The sequence below is a fragment of the Rhizobium sp. R693 genome (assembly GCF_002211315.1).
Taxonomy (GTDB): domain Bacteria; phylum Pseudomonadota; class Alphaproteobacteria; order Rhizobiales; family Rhizobiaceae; genus Rhizobium.
In genome coordinates this window covers 158,269-176,401 of the sequence record NZ_LOKY01000048.1, presented here as the reverse complement: position 1 = coordinate 176,401, position 18,133 = coordinate 158,269, and the positions used below count along the sequence as shown (strand labels likewise).

The 18,133-nt window shown below is 59.6% G+C and carries 18 protein-coding genes; 7 read left to right on the top strand and 11 right to left on the bottom strand.

The window, feature by feature from the left end:
- The first annotated feature begins 126 nt into the window (after positions 1-126).
- The 3 genes from ATY79_RS28525 to ATY79_RS28515 all read left to right on the top strand — a co-directional run bounded on the left by ATY79_RS28525 (position 127) and on the right by ATY79_RS28515 (position 4,224).
- A complete protein-coding gene (locus ATY79_RS28525) occupies positions 127-1,509 on the top strand; it encodes an FAD-binding oxidoreductase (RefSeq protein ID WP_088705589.1) in 1,383 nt (460 codons plus the stop codon).
- A gap of 228 nt (positions 1,510-1,737) precedes the next feature.
- The gene (locus tag ATY79_RS28520; protein ID WP_088705693.1) at positions 1,738-2,883 is read left to right on the top strand and encodes a Xaa-Pro peptidase family protein; all 1,146 of its coding nucleotides are present in this window, start codon (positions 1,738-1,740) and stop codon (positions 2,881-2,883) included.
- A gap of 186 nt (positions 2,884-3,069) precedes the next feature.
- Positions 3,070-4,224, top strand: coding sequence for an MFS transporter (locus ATY79_RS28515; protein WP_088705588.1), 1,155 nt, complete (start codon positions 3,070-3,072; stop codon positions 4,222-4,224).
- Between the two features lie 461 nt (positions 4,225-4,685).
- Here ATY79_RS28515 and ATY79_RS28510 read toward each other — a convergent pair whose 3' ends face one another.
- From ATY79_RS28510 to ATY79_RS28490, 5 genes are all read right to left on the bottom strand, one after another.
- Positions 4,686-4,832 (bottom strand): DUF1127 domain-containing protein, encoded by a 147-nt coding sequence (locus ATY79_RS28510; RefSeq protein WP_088691526.1) that lies wholly within the window; start codon positions 4,830-4,832, stop codon positions 4,686-4,688.
- Between the two features lie 321 nt (positions 4,833-5,153).
- Positions 5,154-5,945, bottom strand: a complete 792-nt coding sequence (locus ATY79_RS28505) for an amino acid ABC transporter ATP-binding protein (protein ID WP_088705587.1) — start codon at positions 5,943-5,945, stop codon at positions 5,154-5,156.
- On the bottom strand, positions 5,942-6,610 hold the full coding sequence (locus tag ATY79_RS28500; RefSeq protein ID WP_088705586.1) for an amino acid ABC transporter permease: 669 nt from the start codon (positions 6,608-6,610) through the stop codon (positions 5,942-5,944). Before ATY79_RS28500 ends, ATY79_RS28505 begins: the two co-directional genes overlap by 4 nt.
- Positions 6,607-7,248, bottom strand: coding sequence for an amino acid ABC transporter permease (locus ATY79_RS28495; RefSeq protein WP_088691529.1), 642 nt, complete (start codon positions 7,246-7,248; stop codon positions 6,607-6,609). Before ATY79_RS28495 ends, ATY79_RS28500 begins: the two co-directional genes overlap by 4 nt.
- 88 nt (positions 7,249-7,336) lie before the next feature.
- Positions 7,337-8,164, bottom strand: a complete 828-nt coding sequence (locus ATY79_RS28490) for a transporter substrate-binding domain-containing protein (protein ID WP_088705692.1) — start codon at positions 8,162-8,164, stop codon at positions 7,337-7,339.
- A 226-nt stretch (positions 8,165-8,390) separates the two neighbouring features.
- Between ATY79_RS28490 and ATY79_RS28485 the strand changes: the two genes are divergently transcribed.
- From ATY79_RS28485 to ATY79_RS28470, 4 genes are all read left to right on the top strand, one after another.
- Entirely contained in the window at positions 8,391-9,119 is a 729-nt protein-coding gene (locus ATY79_RS28485; RefSeq protein ID WP_088705585.1) for a UTRA domain-containing protein, read from the top strand.
- An 11-nt stretch (positions 9,120-9,130) separates the two neighbouring features.
- Positions 9,131-10,069, top strand: a complete 939-nt coding sequence (locus ATY79_RS28480; RefSeq protein ID WP_088705691.1) for a LysR family transcriptional regulator — start codon at positions 9,131-9,133, stop codon at positions 10,067-10,069.
- 96 nt (positions 10,070-10,165) lie between these two features.
- Positions 10,166-11,518 (top strand): LLM class flavin-dependent oxidoreductase, encoded by a 1,353-nt coding sequence (locus ATY79_RS28475; RefSeq protein WP_088705584.1) that lies wholly within the window; start codon positions 10,166-10,168, stop codon positions 11,516-11,518.
- Positions 11,519-11,533: 15 nt separating this feature from the next.
- Positions 11,534-12,061 carry a flavin reductase family protein gene (locus ATY79_RS28470; RefSeq protein WP_088705583.1) on the top strand — a complete coding sequence of 176 codons (528 nt, stop codon included), beginning with the start codon at positions 11,534-11,536 and terminating at the stop codon, positions 12,059-12,061.
- Between the two features lie 14 nt (positions 12,062-12,075).
- Here ATY79_RS28470 and speB read toward each other — a convergent pair whose 3' ends face one another.
- The 6 genes from speB to ATY79_RS28440 form a co-directional block, all read right to left on the bottom strand.
- Positions 12,076-13,047, bottom strand: coding sequence for an agmatinase (speB, locus tag ATY79_RS28465; RefSeq protein WP_088705582.1), 972 nt, complete (start codon positions 13,045-13,047; stop codon positions 12,076-12,078).
- An 83-nt stretch (positions 13,048-13,130) separates the two neighbouring features.
- Positions 13,131-14,564 carry an aldehyde dehydrogenase family protein gene (locus ATY79_RS28460; protein ID WP_088705581.1) on the bottom strand — a complete coding sequence of 478 codons (1,434 nt, stop codon included), beginning with the start codon at positions 14,562-14,564 and terminating at the stop codon, positions 13,131-13,133.
- Between the two features lie 13 nt (positions 14,565-14,577).
- Complete coding sequence (locus ATY79_RS28455; RefSeq protein ID WP_088691536.1) at positions 14,578-15,312, bottom strand: MBL fold metallo-hydrolase; 735 nt, start codon at positions 15,310-15,312, stop codon at positions 14,578-14,580.
- A 9-nt stretch (positions 15,313-15,321) separates the two neighbouring features.
- Positions 15,322-16,416, bottom strand: a complete 1,095-nt coding sequence (locus ATY79_RS32020) for an ABC transporter ATP-binding protein (protein ID WP_088705580.1) — start codon at positions 16,414-16,416, stop codon at positions 15,322-15,324.
- Positions 16,413-17,204: an ABC transporter permease gene (locus tag ATY79_RS28445; protein ID WP_088705579.1), complete on the bottom strand. Its 792-nt coding sequence runs from the start codon at positions 17,202-17,204 to the stop codon at positions 16,413-16,415. Before ATY79_RS28445 ends, ATY79_RS32020 begins: the two co-directional genes overlap by 4 nt.
- Complete coding sequence (locus tag ATY79_RS28440) at positions 17,204-18,067, bottom strand: ABC transporter permease (RefSeq protein WP_088705578.1); 864 nt, start codon at positions 18,065-18,067, stop codon at positions 17,204-17,206. Before ATY79_RS28440 ends, ATY79_RS28445 begins: the two co-directional genes overlap by 1 nt.
- Positions 18,068-18,133: the final 66 nt, after the last annotated feature.

Sequence of the window (18,133 nt, the reverse complement as noted above, 5' to 3'; positions counted from 1 at the left end):
TTCTTTGAGCTCGCAATCGACCGCTGTGGGTAGCCAAACCAGTTGTCAGTACATCGTTGTGTGGGCGCGTCTTGTCAGCGTTCGATCCAATGTCAGGAACTCCAGGCTCGGCTTCAGGAGGGTGTAATGAACAGCGAAACCATCGGGAAGCTCACTCAGAATCTGCGCGGCGCCCTTATCGGACGCGATCATATCGACTACGAAGACGCCCGCAAGTTGTACAACGCCATGATCGACAAGCGGCCGCTGTTGATCGCAAAGTGTTCGGATGCAGCCGACGTGATTGCCGCCGTAAACTTCGGCCGCGACGCCGATCTTCCGATCGCCGTGCGCGCCGGCGGCCACAACGGAGCAGGATTTGCGAGCGTCGACGACGGCCTCGTCATCGATCTGTCGTTGATGAGGGGGGTGCGGGTCGACCCGGTAAAGCGGACAGTTCGCGTCGGCGCCGGGTGCACAACTGGCGATGTCGACCATGCCACCCACGGCTTTGGGCTTGCAATCCCCTTCGGTGTCGTCTCGACCACGGGCGTAGCAGGACTGACGCTGAACGGTGGCCACGGATACCTTACCCGTCAATATGGGCTTGCGATCGACAATTTGGTCGAGGCAGACGTGGTGCTGGCGGATGGCACGTTCGTAACCGCCAGCAAGACGGAGCGACCCGATCTCTTCTGGGGACTGCGCGGCGGCGGCGGCAACTTTGGCATCGTCACCAGTTTTCTGTTCGAGGCGCACCCTGCGGACACCGTCTATGCCGGTCCGATCTTCTGGGAGTTGAAGGACGCTGCGCAGATCATGCGCTGGTATCGCGAGTTTCTGGCGACCGCGCCGGACGAGTTTTACGTTTTCCTTGGGCTGCAGACGGTTCCCTCTGCCGATCCATTCCCGGTGGAGCATCGTGGCAAGCGGATCTGCGTGCTCCTCGTGTCGTACAATGGCGCGGTTGCCGAGGGGGAGAAGGCAGTCAATGCTGTACGCCAGGCGCTTCCCGCGCCGATCTTCGATTTTGTCGGTCCGATGCCCTACCCGGCACTTCAAGGCATGTTCGACGGGCTCTACCCGAAAGGCCTCCAATGGTACTGGAAGGGCGACTTCGTAAAGACGCTTCCCGACGCGGCGATCGAAGCGCACATCGAGCACGTCGCCGAGGCGCCCAGCGAAGCCTCGTTGATGCACCTCTACCCGATTGATGCCGCCGTCCACCGCAAGGCGGGAAATGAAACGGCATGGAATTGCCGCGATGCCACGTGGTCGATGGTGATTGCCGGCGTTGACGCCGATCCGCGCCAGGCGCCGACGCTGAAGAAATGGGCGAGCGACTATTGGCAGGCGGTCCATCCATTCGATCTCGGCGGCGCTTATCCGAACTTCATGATGGCCGACGAAGGCGACGCACGCCTGAAGGCCACATACGGCGACAACTACGAGGGCCTCCTCAACCTGAAAAAGAAATACGACCCAGACAACCTATTCCGGATGAACCACAATATCCGCCCTGCCGCCTGACCCGATCGCGGAGATGCTCGTCATCTCCTCGTGCCGGCCAAGGGGCGTTGCTGGAAAAACGCTACCCTCGGATGCTTGTCATCGCAGTGGGTGGCGTTTTGGGTTTCTGGTGCAAACACGTGATCGTTGCTGCTGCGATCAGGAATTATCGTGTCGACAATTTGCCTACAACTGCCCTATGCTGGATGAAGAGGTCTCGTTCAGCCATCATTGCAGGTAGATAATCGCGTGTCACATTCGCACTGGCCCCACCCCGTCGCGGCAATTACGCAAGAGGAGCATCACGCTCGCCTGTCGCGACTTCGCCAACGCATGCAGGCAAAGCGCGTTGCCGCGACCTTCCTCGGGCCAGGTGAGAGCCTGCGCTACTTCACCGGCCTCGTCTGGCATCTGAGCGAGAGGCTTATCGGTGCGATCGTGACGGACGTGAAGCTCACCTACGTCGTTCCCGGCTTCGAACGCAGCCGCGTCGAGACCCTGCCCCACCTGCCAGGCGACATTCAAAGCTGGGAGGAAGAAGAAAGCAGCGCCGCACTCGTGTCAAAACTGGTCGATCCGGCCGGCAAGCTGGCGCTCGACGACGCCCTGCCTCTCGCCTTCTACCACGCTTTTGCAGAACAGATGGGGACAGTGCGGCTTGTCGACGGCGGACCGATGCTACGGGCGCTGCGGGCGATCAAGTCGCCTGCCGAGATCGCCCTGATCCAGCATGCGATGAACATCACTCTGGACATTCACCGCAAGGTCCGCGACACAATCGCGCCCGGTATTGCCGCCTCCGAAGTGGCACGCTTCATCGACCAGCAGCATCGAAGCGCAGGTGCCGACGACGGTTCCACATTCTGCATCGTGTCGTTCGGGTCGGCGACATCGTTGCCGCATGGCGCCGATGGCGAACAGATTTTGAAACAGGGAGACGTTATCCTTGTCGACACCGGCTGCCGAATTGACGGCTATCACTCCGATCTGACGCGCACTTATATGCTTGACGATGGCTATAAGGAATTTATGCGCGCATGGGCAATCGAGCGTGAGGGACAGCAGGCCGTGTTCGACGCGGCAAAATTGGGAGCCGCCTGCGAAAACCTTGATGCCGCCGCCCGCAACGCATTCGCCCGGCACGGTCTTGGTCCGGACTATCGTCTGCCCGGTCTGCCCCACCGCGCAGGCCATGGGCTGGGCCTCGAGATCCACGAAGCACCTTACATAGTCAAAGGCAACCGGACGCCGCTTTCTGCCGGCATGTGCTTTTCGAACGAGCCAATGATCGTCTTTCCCGGCACATTCGGTGTTCGGCTAGAGGATCACATCTATATGGCTGAAGACGGTCCGCACTGGTTCACGACGCCGTCGGCATCTGCCTCTGCGGTCTAAGGTGGCGGGCCGCGCGGGAACCCTCTGGCGAGTTGAGCGTTAGATAGACACTCTTCCTCCAGCCCCGCTTCGGTGGGGCTTCTTTTGGCCTTGCAAGCGGAGCCACGACTATAAGCGAATTGCCGATATCTGTCGTGCTCGGATAAACATGGCTTGCTCAGCCTTTACGATTCTCGGGAGCCATGCATGAAAATCGCGCCGCAGCAGCGGATCTATGTCTGCTTCTTCCTTTTTGCGGTGTCGATGGGAGCGATGCTTTCGCGTCTACCCGATATTCAGGACGCCTTGCAGATCGACAAATCCGAGCTTGGATTGACGCTGATCGGCGCCGCCATTGGCGCTCTCGTATCGCTGACCTTTTCATCCGCCATCGTCGCACGCCTCGGCGCGCGAACGACGGCGTTCCTCACTATTCTTGGAACCTCCGCGCTGCTTGCGCTCGTGCCGTGGATGAGTGCGGCGCCCTTCGTCTTTGCGCTCCTCCTCATGGAAGGGCTTCTGGCGGGAGCGCTGGAGATCAATCTTAACGTCGAGATCGATCGCATTGAGGCGCAGCTTGGCCGTGGCGTCATGAACAGAGCTCACGGATTTTGGAGTCTTGGGTTTTTCGTGACCGCCCTGGTTTCCGCCTTTGCCCGCCAGGCGGGACTATCGGTGCAGCTTCATCTTGCCCTGACGTTCGCATTCGTCCTCCTGGCCGGTACGACCATCATCGCTGGCATGCGCAATGCTCCTGCCCGCCCAACGCTTTCACATGCCGATCCAGGGCACATCGCGCTTCCGACGCTTGGGCTGCTTCCGCTGTGCCTCATAGGCATTGCGGCATTTCTTGTCGAAGGTGCAGGGATTGACTGGTCAGCGATCTATATGCGCGACGTCTTTGACTCAGAGCCGTTTGTCGGAGGACTTGGTCTTACGTTCTTCACGTTTTTCATGGCGCTCACACGGCTATTTGCCGACCCGTTTGTCGATCGCTTTGGCTCGCGAACGGTCACCTTTACGCTGCTTCTCGTATCTGCCGCCGGGCTTTGTGCCGTTTGGCTCGCCCCGCACCAATCTGTGGCCCTTGCGGGGTTTGCCCTCATGGGTGGGGGATGCAGCGCGGTCTATCCGCTCGCCGTCTCGGCAGCAGCACAGCGCGCGGATCGCGCTGCCCATCTCAACGTCGCAGCACTCGGCCAGATGTCATTCGTCGTGTTCTTCCTTGCCCCTCCGCTCCTGGGCTTCGTGGCAGAGCACGCCGGCATCCGCACGTCCTATCTTGCGTGCCTGCCGGTGATCCTTTCTGCCATGGCCTGTATTCGATCCCTGCCATTTTCCCGAAGGATGGTTGCGGCATAGGATGGAGGCTTCATCCGTGCCGTCGACGGCCGGTGCAACGTGCTCGAGATCTCGGCGGAAGCAGTGATCAGTCGCAGCCTTCGCCACCCCAGGCCGGGCAATCACAGCACAAACGAAAAAGCCTGCCGCGGGAGGAGGTGCGGCAGGCTTTTCCTGAAATAACCGAACAGCAGCTGGGAGGAGGAGTGCTGCTGTTCCGCAAGCGACCTTGGGAGGAGGAGAAGGACGCTTGCCATGCGAAGCGCTGCGGGAGGAGGTGCATCGCTTCGATGGATAAACTTCTACACCATTTTCGCCCAAATGACAGGCATCTTTCTGCATGTCTGCCATGCGCTATGCGTCTACCGGGTGGCTCGACAGACATTCCCAACGCCCGCCGACAGTGCAGACGCCAAAGAAAAAAGCGCCCGCAAGAAGACTGCGGACGCTCGGAAATCGAAAACCTTGGCGGTTTGCCGGCCTTAACGGCCGATCGCTGCCTTCGCAACGCTGCGGATGTCGGCGCGCTCGATGCCGAGATCGAAAAGCTCGCGAGTGCTCATACGGCCAAGCTCGGAGACCGTCTGACGGTACTTGCGCCAATTGTTGAAAGAGCGTGCTACGTTCATGATAATCCCCTTTCCTGGGCTTTCGAAGCACAGCTGCCAGTCCGTGGCGCTTCGTTTGCTTCGATGGCCCTGATATAGGAGAATCTTCTGCCGGCGAACAGCATCAAGACCTCACGCCACCCATGCGGCAGACGCATAGCGGCCGAAGGCCCCACCTTCGACCCCTGTCGGTCTGCAGGCCATATCCATGATCCGTGCGGCCGCAACCGGTTAGACCGTCCTCGTTTCAGGAGACGCCAAGCCGAGCACCCGACTTGCCACAGCGTGAACCATCGATTGCGTGGCCGCAGTGAGTGACGCCACGCCCGGTGTCGTTGGCACCTAAAGCAACATCGACGCTCCGCGATCGAGATAGGTGTCGAGGAACTGCTCGAGCCGTGCATTTCTCGGCTTCCTGAAAACCTCTTGCGGAGGGCCGGTGAAGACGATCCTGCCGTGGTCGAGAAATGCGATCTGCTGTCCGACAGTGGCGGCAAAGCCGATTTCATGGGAGACGACGACCATCGTCATCCCCTCGGCGGCGAGATCGCGCATGACATTCAGCACTTCGCCTGTCAGCTCCGGGTCAAGAGAGGACGTCGGCTCGTCGAAAAGCATGATCTTTGGCTTGAGAGCCAGCGCCCGGGCAATCGCCACGCGCTGTTGCTGCCCGCCGGAAAGCTGCGACGGATAGTGCCCTGCCCGGCTTTCCAGGCCGACCTTCACGAGTTGTGCCATGGCTCGCTCTTCGGCATCCTTGCGGCTCATCTTGTGGACGGTCTTCAGCGCCTCGCTGACATTTCCAAGCGCTGTCATGTGCGGCCAGAGGTTGAACTGCTGAAACACCATGCCGATCTGCGCACGGATCGCGCGGTTGGCGGCAGGCGCAATGCGCTCCCGCATCCCTTGGGCATTTTCGGTGAAACCCAGGACCTCGCCATTGACCGTGATCGTTCCCGACGTTGCTTCCTCGAGAAACGCCATGCAGCGAAGCAGCGTGCTCTTGCCCGAACCCGAAGGTCCGATCAGGCAGGAGACCTGGCCCTGCGGGATCTCGATGTCGATATTTTGGAGAACTGTCGTATCCCCAAACGTCTTGACGAGATTTCTAACTGCGATCGCGGGAAGGCTCATGCGTTGAAAAACCTGAATCTGGTGAGTTTCGTTTCGACGAGGCGGCCAAGCCTGCCGGTGATCTCCACGAGCACCCAATAGAAGAGCGCCAGCACGGAGAGGGCTTCGACAAAGGCATATTGCTGGGCGCCGATGGCGCTCAGTGTCGCCGTCAGTTCCGGAACAGTGATGATCGACAAGACGGCAGTCTCCTTCATCAGGAGAACCGCCATATTGAGAGACGGTGGGAGCACGAGCATGGTCATCTCAGGCAACAGGATGCGCCGGATAATCTGCCCCTGCGTTAAGCCCACGCACTCGCCCGCCTCGATGTGACCCTTGGGAACGGCCATGAAACCGGATCGGAAGATCTCGCTGTAGTAGGCGGCGCCATAGATCGAAATGCCAATCAAGCCGGCAGGGAGCGGATCGAGCGACAGGCCAATGAACGGACCGCCGTAATAGACGAGAAAGATCTGGATGAGGAACGGTGTACCGCGCAGCACGGCAACGATCAGGAAAAGCGCCTTGTTTAGCATCGCGCCACCGAACCGCCGGCCGACAGCGACGAAGAATCCGAGGATGGCAGCAGCAATTGTCCCGACGATCCAGATCAGGATCGTGACGCCGGCACCACTTGTGATCGCCGGCAGTTGGTCAAGGATGACGTTTATGTCGAAGGTCATCGCGGCACTCCCGGAAGAGAGCGCTCGATAAGATCGCCGGCAAGCGCGACGATCCAGTTGATGACGAGATAGATAAGGCCCGCGGCCGCAAATATCTGCAGCGGCAGGAAGGTGCTGCCGGCGAGATCCTGCGCCATGCGCGTCAATTCGATGACGCCGACGACGGAAACCAGCGACGACGCCTTGAGGATCAGGATTGCCTCGTTGACCAGTGCCGGAAAGGTCAGCCTGAGTGCGATTGGCGCCTTGATGCGCCGGAAGATCTGGCCGGGCGTCAGGCCAACCATTTCGGCGGATTCCACGAGACCGATCGGGACGCTGGCAAATCCGCCGCGCATGTTTTCCGCCTGGTAGGCGGCTGTGCACAGTGAGAGGCCGATGATCGCAGCGACGATGCTCGGCACGTTCAGCCCGATCGCGGGCAACATGTTGTAGATCAACAGCAGCTGCACGAGCAGAGGAACGCCGCGGAAGAAACTGATGAAAATTTGTGCGGGAATGACGAAGGGCGCCTTCTTCGATAGCAGCATGCCCGACAGAAGGATTGCGATTGCAAAGCCGATCAAAATGGAGACGACGCTTATCAGCACCGTGTAGATCGACGCATAGAGAAGCAATTCAAAGAGTTTGATGGACATGTCCGGCTTTTGCCCGCCTGGCTGTCATAGAGGCAAATGGCGTCTTCGATTGCGCCCCGACCGGGCGCAATCGATGATCGGTCTACAGTCAGAACGCAGGATCCTTGACGGCATCGGGCGTGTCGAAGCTGGCGCCAAACCACTTCTTCTGCAGCTCGGCCATACGGCCGTCCGCCTTGATCTTCAAAAGTGCTGCATCGATGGCGTCCATCAGCGGCCCGTGATCGGCATCCTTCAGGCCGATGAAACCGAAATAGGACTTCTTGCCGAACGGCGGCAGGACGACTTCGAAGGTTCCCTCCCGCTGCTTGGCGACGAAAGCGATATTCGGCAAAGAGTTGGCAACGCCAGCAATACGACCGGCTGCGAGATCAGCATAAGATTCGGTGAAGGCGGGGTATTCGCGGATGTCCACCTTCGAAGGCAGGGTTGCCGAAAATTCCTTCAGCTGATCGAGCTGTGAAGTCGCCTTGCCAACGCCAATCGTCTTGCCGGCGATGTCCTCGGGCTTGCTGATCGTCGTGTCACCGGCCTTCTTCAGGATCGCGATGGTCGCTTCGGCAATCGGGGGCGTGAAGCGATAACGCTCCAGGCGCTTCTTGGTGATGGTCGCGGGGCCGGCGACGACGTCGAACTTCCCAGCTTCAAGCGCCGGGAACACGCCGTCCCAAGGAAGAGCTACCCATTCGATCTTGACCCCGAGCTCCTTGCCGATTTCGGCAAAAAGATCAACGTTCAAACCAGCGTGCTCGCCGGCATCGATAAAATCAAAGGGCGCAAAGGCGGTTTCCGTACCGACTTTCAGCGTGCCCGCTGCCTTGACGGCGGCAAGCGTGTCGGCCGCATGCGCCGACAGGGTCGCCCCGACCAGAAAGGCGGCGCCGACGAGGCCCTTAAGCAGTGAACGTGCGATCATGATTGTCATCTCTCCAGTTTCCACACCCGCCAGGATGCGTTCGAGTTCCCGATTTTTAGTCCCGTGCGCGGACGTCTGCGATCCGCTTTTGACTATACAAATAGATATGCGCTAGCCTAGGGTGTCAATGTCAAAGTCGACGAACGCAATTTTTGTGCCGGACGGCTTCCTGCCGGCGTAATTTCGCGGTTGCGTTTTTTTGTGGGCAGCGCGATGAGGCCGTGTCTTGGAGCCAATTTATCTTAAGATATTCAAAGACATCGAGGCGAAGATCCTGAGCGGAGACTGGCGTCCAGGCGATCGGATACCGACAGAGCATGACCTCATCAATGACTACGCGTGCTCGCGCATGACGGTGAGCAAGGCGCTGACGGCACTCGTCGAGCGCGGGCTTGTCGTGCGCAAGCGCAAAACCGGTTCATTCGTCGCCTCGCCGCAGATCGACCGTACCGTCATGGACATCCAGGATATCGGCACCGAGGCAATGCTGGCGGGCCATGAGCACCGCTATGAGATCCTGACGCGAACGATAGAGACCCTGGGGCCCGTCGAGGCTCGCCGGCTGGGCAGCGCGTCGGGAGCCGAAATCCTCAGAATTCAGTGTCTGCACATCGTCGACGGAAAGCCCACTGCAGTCGAACGACGCATCATCCTTTTGGATACCGTACCGCTTGCCAGAAACGAGAGTTTTGCAGCCGCACCACCGGCACAATGGCTGCTGTCGCAAGTGCCCTGGTCTAAGGCCAAACATGTGATACGGGCTGTCGCAGCCGACGCGGCGACGGCGCGCATGCTATCGATCGACCGTGGCGAGCCCTGCCTCACCCTCATTCGTCAGACATGGCAGAATGACCGCATGGTGACGTATGTCGAGATCACGCATCCCGGAGATCGCTTCCAGTTTGCTGGCATATTCCATCCGGCCGACAAGCCTGCGTCACGACGAGAGCCATAGTGGGGAATGCGTTGAGCGACGAACAGATATTCCGGGGAATTCCACTCAAAGGCCTGCAGGCATTCGAAGCGGTCGGGCGCTGTGGGAGCGTAATGGCAGCTGCCGCCGAGCTCGACGTGTCTCCGGGCGCTATTAGCCAGCAGATACGCAAGATCGAGAGCTTTCTTGGCATCACTCTTGTAGAACGAAGCGGCCGGACGGTCGAGCTGACGCAATGGGGTCGTCTTTACCACCGCGAAATATCGAAGGCGTTTGAGCAATTTGCGCTCGCCCAACAGGTCCTGGAGCGCGCCCGCAACGAAAATGCGCTGGTTCTGAGTGCACTGTCGTCGGTTGTCAACAAATGGATTGGCAGGCGCATTTTTGACTGGCAGGCCCTGCATCCCGATGCGCATGTGCGCGTGACCGGTCGCGACAAGGAGCCACGAATGGGCTTCGACGAAGTCGATTTCCGCGTCAGTTACGGTTCGGACGTCGTGCAGCACGACCACTATGCCGAGCTGTTTCGCGACTGGGTCGTTCCCGCTTGCTCCCCTGCCCTGGTCGGCGACAAAGGGCTGGCGGCCGCCGATCTCATGTCCTACCCGCTGCTGCATGTCGAATGGGAACGGCATTTCACACCCTATCCCAGCTGGGCCGAATTTGCTGCAAAAGTCGGATTGAGTTTCAAGGGTCCGCCCTCCGGCTTGTCCTTTACCCTGTCGAGCAGCGCCATCGATGCTGCCGTCAACAAGCGCGGCATCGTGCTTGCACAGATGTCGATGATTGCCGACGAATTGGAAGCGCAGACATTGGTCATCCCGGTCGATATCAGAATGCCGCTGCGCGAGAGCTATTTCCTCGCCTGGGACCGCTCAGCACTGCAAAAGCCCTATGGTCTGGAGTTTCGCGATTGGCTCATTGCCATCTCGCGACGGCAGGCGCAGATCTCTGCACCGGCGACACTTTAGAAAAACTAAAACGGAAGCCAGCATTGCGATATTGATGAAAAAAGTCGCGTGGCGCACCCTTGGGCAATCACGGATCAGAGCCTGCGGGAGAATGTCATGGCGCGTACCGACAAGATGAAACTGGGCACCTTCGTCTACACGTTCGGCTTTCATCCAGCCTCCTGGCTGCACCCGGCGAGCAACGTGGACGGCGCCAACGATTTCAGCCACCTGCTCGATGTCGCCAAACGATCAGAAGCGGCGAAGTTCGATTTCATGTTCATGGCCGACTCTCCGGCTGCAGCAGTCGGCGACCCGGATGCTCTCGCCCGCATTCCGACGAAGATGAACCGTTTCGAACCCTTGTCCCTGCTCGCCGCCCTGTCGGTGACGACGGAAAACCTCGGTCTCGTCGCCACCGTCTCGACCAGCTATTACGAGCCCTACAACGTCGCCCGGCTATTTGCCTCGATCGACCATCTGAGCCATGGGCGAGCCTGCTGGAACGTCGTCACCTCGGACCACGACGAGACGGGCTACAATTTCAATCGCGAGGGGCTGGATCCGCACGCCTTGCGCTACGAGCGCGGCAACGAGTTTTTAGACGTCGTCCTTGGTCTCTGGGACAGCTTCGAGGACGGCGCGCTGCTGCTCGATCGTGAGAGCGGCGTCTATTATGACAAGAGCAAGCACCACGCGCTCAATCACAGGGGCAAGCACTTCCAGGTGCGCGGACCGCTCAACATTGCGCGGTCGCCGCAGGGTCGGCCCGTCATCGCACAGGCAGGCGGTTCCGAACCCGGCATCGACATGGCGGCACGCACAGCCGAGATCGTCTTCAGCCTCGCCTCGAACATCGACCGAAACCGCGCATTCTACGAAAACGTCAAGGGTCGTATGCCCGCCTACGGACGCAATCCTGATGACCTCAAGATCATGCCGGGTGTTGTCTTAAATGTCGGCGAAACGGAGGCCGAGGCTCAGGCCAAGGTCAACTACCTCATCGACAAGATGCATCCGGACGTTGGTCGCTTGATGCTTTCCGAGTTTCTCGAGGCCGACCTGCGCGGCGTGCCGTTGGACAAGCCGTTTCCGATGGATCGACTGCCGACTGCGCCCAAGGGGTCGCGGGCGCTGTTCGAAGAGCTCACCGATTTCGTCAAGAGCGGACGGACAGTCGGTGAGTTGGTGCGTCACTATGCCGAAAAGCACACGGGCAACGGCATCACCGGCACACCGACCCAGATTGCCGACTTCATGGAAGAGTGGTTTAAGACCCGTGCGGCGGATGGCTTCATCCTGATGTTCCCGACACTTCCCTCGAGCCTCGACGATTTCGTCACGCTGGTCCTTCCTGAATTGCGCCGGCGCGGGCTCTTCCGAGAAGAATATGAAGGCAAGACGCTACGAGAGAACCTCGGCCTTTCAATGCCAACCAATCGTTTCGCCAAGGCACAAGCGGCGGGCTAACCAGGGAGAGAACGGATGCCAGAGGTGACAACCCGACCTGTCGTCGATCAATCTGTGTTCAAGCTGTCGATGCGGCATCTGGCCGGGGCGGTCAGCGTCATCACCGTTGGCGAAGGCGAAGAACGGACAGGCTTTACCGCGACATCGGTATCTTCCCTATCGGCAGATCGGCCCTCGGTAATCGTCAGCCTCAATCGCAAATCGTCTTCCTGGCCTGTGGTCGAGCGGTATCGCCGCTTCTGCGTGAACGTGCTTACCGCCGACCAGCAGCACGTCGCACAATCCTTCGCCGGGTTCGACGGACGGCGCGGTATCGAGCGCTATCAGGACGCGCAATGGCATAGTCTTTCGACCGGAACGTCGGCGCTAAAAGACGCGCTGACCGTTCTCGACTGCGAACTGGAAACGGTACTCAACCACCATTCGCACGCGATCCTTATCGGTCGCGTTTGTGCGATCGAAACGCGCGAGGATGTTTTGCCACTGCTTTACTGGCGTGGCGGCTACCGACGACTATCGGGCGAGGCTGGCATTCGCGCCTGATGAACGACAGGCAATCAGGCGCCTGCAGCGTTGCGCCGATCCCCGACCTGCTTGGCAATGACGCAAAGAAGTTCGAACATCATCGTGGCACCGGCAAGCGCCGTCATGCCAACCAGGTCGAATGGCGGCGACACCTCGACCACGTCGGCGCCGACGATATCAACTCCGGCAAGCAGCCTGATCATTTGCTGTGCCTCCCGCGTCGTGAAGCCGCCCGCCTCCGGCGTTCCGGTTCCGGGCGCCATTGATGGATCGATGCTGTCGATATCAAAGGTAACGTAGGTCGGCAGGCCACGCGCGATCTCTCGCGCCTCCCGCATCACATCTTGCGCGCCGCGGCTGACAAACTCCTCCATATAGATGATCCGCACGCCCCGCTCTTTCGCCCAGTCGTGCTCGCCTGGATCGTAGATCGAGCCGCGAATTCCGATCTGAACAATCCGTTTCGGGTCGAGCAGTCCCTCCTCGATCGCACGACGAAACGGCGTTCCGTGCGTGTAAGGATTGTCGCCGAAGTAACGATCGTTGGTGTCGGAGTGTGCGTCGAAATGGATCAGTCCGAGGGACCGGTTCTTGGCGACCGCACGCAACACGGGGAGCGTCGTCAAATGGTCGCCGCCCACCGACAACGGAATGGCACCGGCAGCGACAATCTCGTTCATGCCGCTTTCAATGCGTTTGAGACCGTCCATAAGGTCGATTGGGTTGACCGAGAGGTCGCCGACATCGGCGACATTCGCGATACTGAACGGCTCTGTCCCTGAGACGTGATGCACACGCCGCATCAGGCTCGACTGATTGCGAACTTCCCGCGGCCCGTGGCGTGCGCCTGCCCTGTTCGTTGTTCCGCCGTCCCAGGGGATTCCCACAAGCGCGATATCAAGCCCGACTGCGGTCTGCACCGCTGGCAGACGCATGAAGGTTGAATGCCCGGCGAAGCGCGGAACGTCTGCAGCATCAACCGGTTGAAAGAAAGTTCCCCTCATCGTTCGTCCTGCGTTTGCAATTGCCGCTGCGCAATGTGCGATGCTCATGTCGGGCGCGCAAGCCCATGTATTCACCACACCGATCAGGCAGCATCAGGACGGTGAAGGGTCTTGACCTCAAGGAAGTCCTCAAGCCCGAATATACCACCTTCTCGTCCGTTGCCCGATTGCTTGTAGCCCCCGAAGGGGCTTCCATAACGATGCGGCGCACCGTTGATATGGACCATCCCGGCCCTGAGTCTTGCCGCTACGCGTTCGGCACGAGCAGGATCACCGGTCTGGATATAGGCAGCCAGTCCGTAGCTCGTGTCGTTGGCGATCGCGATCGCCTCCTCCTCGGTGTCGAACGGCATCATGGCCAGCACCGGCCCGAATACCTCCTCACGGGCAATGCGCATGTCATTGTTGACGTCGGCGAAAATCGTCGGCCTGACGAAATAGCCGGTCTCGAAGCCCTCTGGCTTGCCGGCCCCGCCGACGAGAACGCGCGCACCTTCGGCAATACCCGCATTGATCAATGCCTGTACGCGAGCGAACTGGATGTCGCTGACAAGCGGGCCGATGTGGCTGCCTTCTTCTGCGGGACTACCGACCCTGGCCTCACGACCGACACGCAAGGCGATCTCGACAGCCTTGTCATAGACCGACGTCTGAACGAGGAGGCGGCTCGGTGCATCGCAGGACTGGCCCGAATTGTTGAAACATTCAAGCACGCTTCCCGTGATGCGGTCCTCAAGATCAGCGTCCTCGAATACGAGGTTGGGGGACTTCCCGCCGAGTTCAAGTGTTACCCGTTTGACTGTGTCGGCCGCGTCCTTGCTGACGGCAATGCCGGCCCGGGTCGAACCGGTAAAGGACATCATGTCCACATCCCTGTGCCTCGAAAGTGCGGCACCGGCATTAACGCCATCGCCGTTCACGAGGTTGAAGGTGCCGGCAGGGAAGCCAGCTTCATGTATCATCTCCGCATAGAGCATGGCGTTGAGCGGTGTGAACTCGGACGGCTTCAGTACGCAGGTCGAGCCTGTGGCCAGCGCCGGAATCACTTTCAGTGCTATCTGGTTGATCGGCCAGTTCCAGGGAGTGACAAGACCGCAAACGCCGATCGGCTCGCGCAAGACAACGTCGCCGTTCGCCAATGCGTCGCGTGTCTTCAGCCGCCTCAGCGCATCGATGAAACCCTGCAAATGCCCGACCCCAACGTCGGCCTGCTGCTGGCGGCTCATGGTAATCGGCGCGCCGAGCTCGAGCGTGATCGTCTGCGCCATCTCTTCGTAGCGGCGCTTGTAGATCTCAAGCAATCTCTCCAACAGCGCCAGGCGTTCCTCGACGCTCGTGCGGCTGTAGCTCGAAAACGCCTTCTTCGCAGCCGTGACCGCGCGATCGATATCGGCAGCCGTGCCCATCGAAATCACCGCGACTGGCTGTTCGGTCGCCGGATTGACGACTTTAAGATCATTCGCTGCCAGCGGCGCTGCCCACTCGCCATTGATGTAGAATTTGCGCTTGTCGAGCATGTCATCACTCCCGTCAGATCTTCTTGTGTCTTTCGTTCAGCCAATCCGTGATCAGCTGGCGGTATCGCTCGCCGCTGAAGCTCGGAAAATGCCCGCCATGCACGACGCGGGCCGGTATCGTTAAAAGCCGCTCCATCGAGGCGAGATAATCGGCCGCGTTGGAATGATAGGCGTCCTCGATCAGCGGCCCGTCGTAGAGAATATCACCGGAGATGAGGGTTTGCGTCCTCGCTTCCCAAAGTGCGATGCCACCGGGCGAGTGGCCGGGGGTATGGACGACCTCGAAGCGCCGGTCGCCAAGATCGATGACATCTCCGTCCTCCAGAATACGCGTCGCCGGCGCCTTCTTCACGCCATAGCATTTCGAGCAATAGGGTTCGGGTGGCAATGCGTCGAAGATGTCATCGGTGACGTAGGGGTCGGCAAGCGTGTTTGTCCGCGTCGGATTGGCAATGAGGTCGGCTTCCGCTGAATGGACCGCGCGGCACTCGAACTCGTGATGGCAGCCAATATGGTCGAAGTGGGTGTGGCTTGCGACCGCAATCAGATCCCGCTCGGTGACCAGGGGCACCCATTCGCGTAGCGACACAACGCCCATACCGCTGTCGACAAGCAAATCGCGATCGCGCCCGCGAACGTGCCAGACATTGCAGCGGTAGAACTCCTGGATGAAAGGCTCGGAAATGAGAGTGACGTCGTCCGCCAGCCGTTTCACCTGATACCATTTGTCCGGGGTCACACGTTCCATGGCCTGAGCCTATGCCTGTTTCGGCGGCAAGGCCAGGATGTCGCCGACATTGACCGCGAGCATGACCGCCTGGCCTTCCATCACCGCCGCCGATTGCGGCATGTGCGCGACGATGCGCATTTGCGGGGCGCCGGTGGGCGTCAGGTGGCATCGATAATGCGTTCCGAAAAAGGCGCTGCCAGATACGGTCGCTTGGCCCAGCGCAGTGGCGGGGCCGTTCCCCTCGCCGGCACGACGGAAATGTTCTGGCCTGATGCAAAGCGTCGTCGCCTGACCGATGCACGGCATGCCAGCCGTAAAGCAGCTTTTCGGCAACGCCACCTTTCCAAGCGCCGTCTCGACGATCGCCTGGGTGCCATCGACATCTCTGATCGTGCCTTCGATGAAGTTTACCTCACCCATGAAGCCGGCGGCAAACAGCGAGCGCGGACGCATGTAGATTTCGGAAGGCGGTCCGAAATCCTCGATCTTTCCCTGGTTCATCACAACGATCCTATCAGCGATGGCCATCGCCTCTTCCTGGTCATGGGTGACATGAACGAAGGTCGTACCGACGCGCTTCTGGATCGCTTTCAACTCGTCCTGCATCTGCCGGCGAAGCTTGAGGTCAAGAGCGCCCAGCGGTTCGTCGAGCAGCAGAACGTCAGGATCGACCGCAAGAGCCCGGGCGAGCGCCACGCGCTGTCGCTGACCACCAGAAAGCTCATGCGGCTTCTTGTCGGCGGAGGCCTCGAGACCGACAAGATCGAGGAAGACCTTGGCGCGCTGCTCGCGCTCCGGCTTGCCGATGCCGCGCATTCTAAGGCCAAAACCGACATTGTCCTTGAGCTTCATATGCGGGAAGAGAGCATAGTCCTGAAACATCGTGGTCGTCGGGCGCTTCGCCGGCGGAACGCCGGTCATTTCCTTGCCGCCGATTAAAATGCGCCCCTTCGTCGGCTGCAGGAAACCTCCGAGAATGGACAAAAGCGTGGTCTTGCCGCAGCCGGAGGGCCCGAGCAGGACGATGAATTCGCCCGCGTTGATGTTAAGGGAAACGTTGTCGAGCGCCGTGAAGCTGGCGAACGTCTTCGTCGCGTTCTCAATCGAAACCGGGGCGGTCATGACTTCTTTGTCCTTCCGAACAGGAACAGTTCCAACACGATCAGCAAGACGACCGAAACGAGAAACACCAGTGACCCGATGGCATTGGTCTTGGGATTGAGACCGGAACGAAGCAGGCTCCAGATCTCGACAGGCAGCGTCACGTCGAAACGGGACAGCAAGAAAGCGATGATGAATTCATCCCAGCTGAACGTCATCGACAGGAAGAAGGAGGCGAGAAGCGACGGCAGCAGCATCGGCGCCGTAACGAGCGCCATGACCTTTATGTCGCTGGCGCCGAGATCACGCGCGGCGCGCTCGATATTGATATGCTGGTCGCCCATAGACGAATAGATGATCGCAAAGCAGAGCGGCAGATTGATCACCACGTGACCGATGCCGACTGTCCACAGCGAAAGGCCAATGCCCAGCACATTGAGGACCCTCAACAGCCCAAGTGCGATAATCAGATAGCTGACCGTCATCGGCGCAATAAGCAATCCGCGTTGCAAGGCGCTGCCCGGCAGCTTGAAGCGTGCCAGCCCATAGGCAGCGAAAAATCCGAGAAGGCAGGCAACAAGAGACGATATGGTCGCCACCAGGAAAGAATGCAGCAGCGCGGACATCAGCTTGCGATCGGCGAAGACGGCTTCATACCATTGCAGCGAGAAGCCGTTGAACGGCGGCACCGGCAGGCGACCGTCCTGGAAGGAAAACAGCACAAGCACGATCACCGGCAGAAAGATGAAGCCGAAAATCAGAACGGCATAGACGCTGGAAACGAAGTTGGTGAGCCTGTTGCGCGCCATTACGTCCTCTCGATCTTCAGCCAGCGGGCGCAGGCAATATATGCGGCAGTGACGACCAGCATCAGGATGATCGAGAGCGCCGCGGCCATCGGGAAGTCGGCGCGGCGACCAAGCTGCAACATGATGATCTGCGGCAGGACAAGCTCATTGTTGCCCCCAAGAATCTGCGGCGTGACGTAGTCACCGATGCAAAGAACGAAGGTCAGGAACGCGCCGGTCATGATGCCCGGCATGGTGAGTGGCAGGATGACGTGCCAGAATGTCTGAAACGCATTCGCACCGAGGTCAGCCGCCGCGCGGCGATAATTTGGCGAGAGCTGCACGAGATTGGCATAAATCGTCAGGGTAAGAAGCATGACGAAGAAATGGACAAAGCCGATCACCGTTGCCGTGCGGTTGCTGGCGAGTTCCAGCGGCTCGCTGATGACACCGAGATTAAGAAGCGCCTGATTGATCACGCCATTGCGCGAGAGCACCAGCAGCCAGGAATAGGATCGAACGACGTAGGAGGTCCAGAACGGTAAGATCGCCAAGATGAGGGCTGTTCGCTGATATTTCTGCGGTACCCGCTCAGCGATGATCCAGGCCAGAGGATAGGCAAGCAGGATCGAGAAAACCGTGACGATCGCGGTGATCTCCAACGAATTCGTCAGTCCGCGAAACAGCGCGTCCTTCTCGAAGAAGGCGATGTAGTTGTTGAGTTTCCAGACGCGGACAATCCCTCCGCCCTGCTGCTCCCAAAGGCTCATGGCCGCCATGAAGAGAAACGGGGCGACAAAGAAGACGATGGTCCACACAAGCGCCGGAGCCACAAAACTCCAGGCCTTGCGGCGTTCGGCGACTTCAAGAGAAACATGAGCCACGGACAAGTCTCCGACTGCCCTCTCCCAAGAACGGAGGAGAGGGTATTGTGATGGTCTGATGACGGA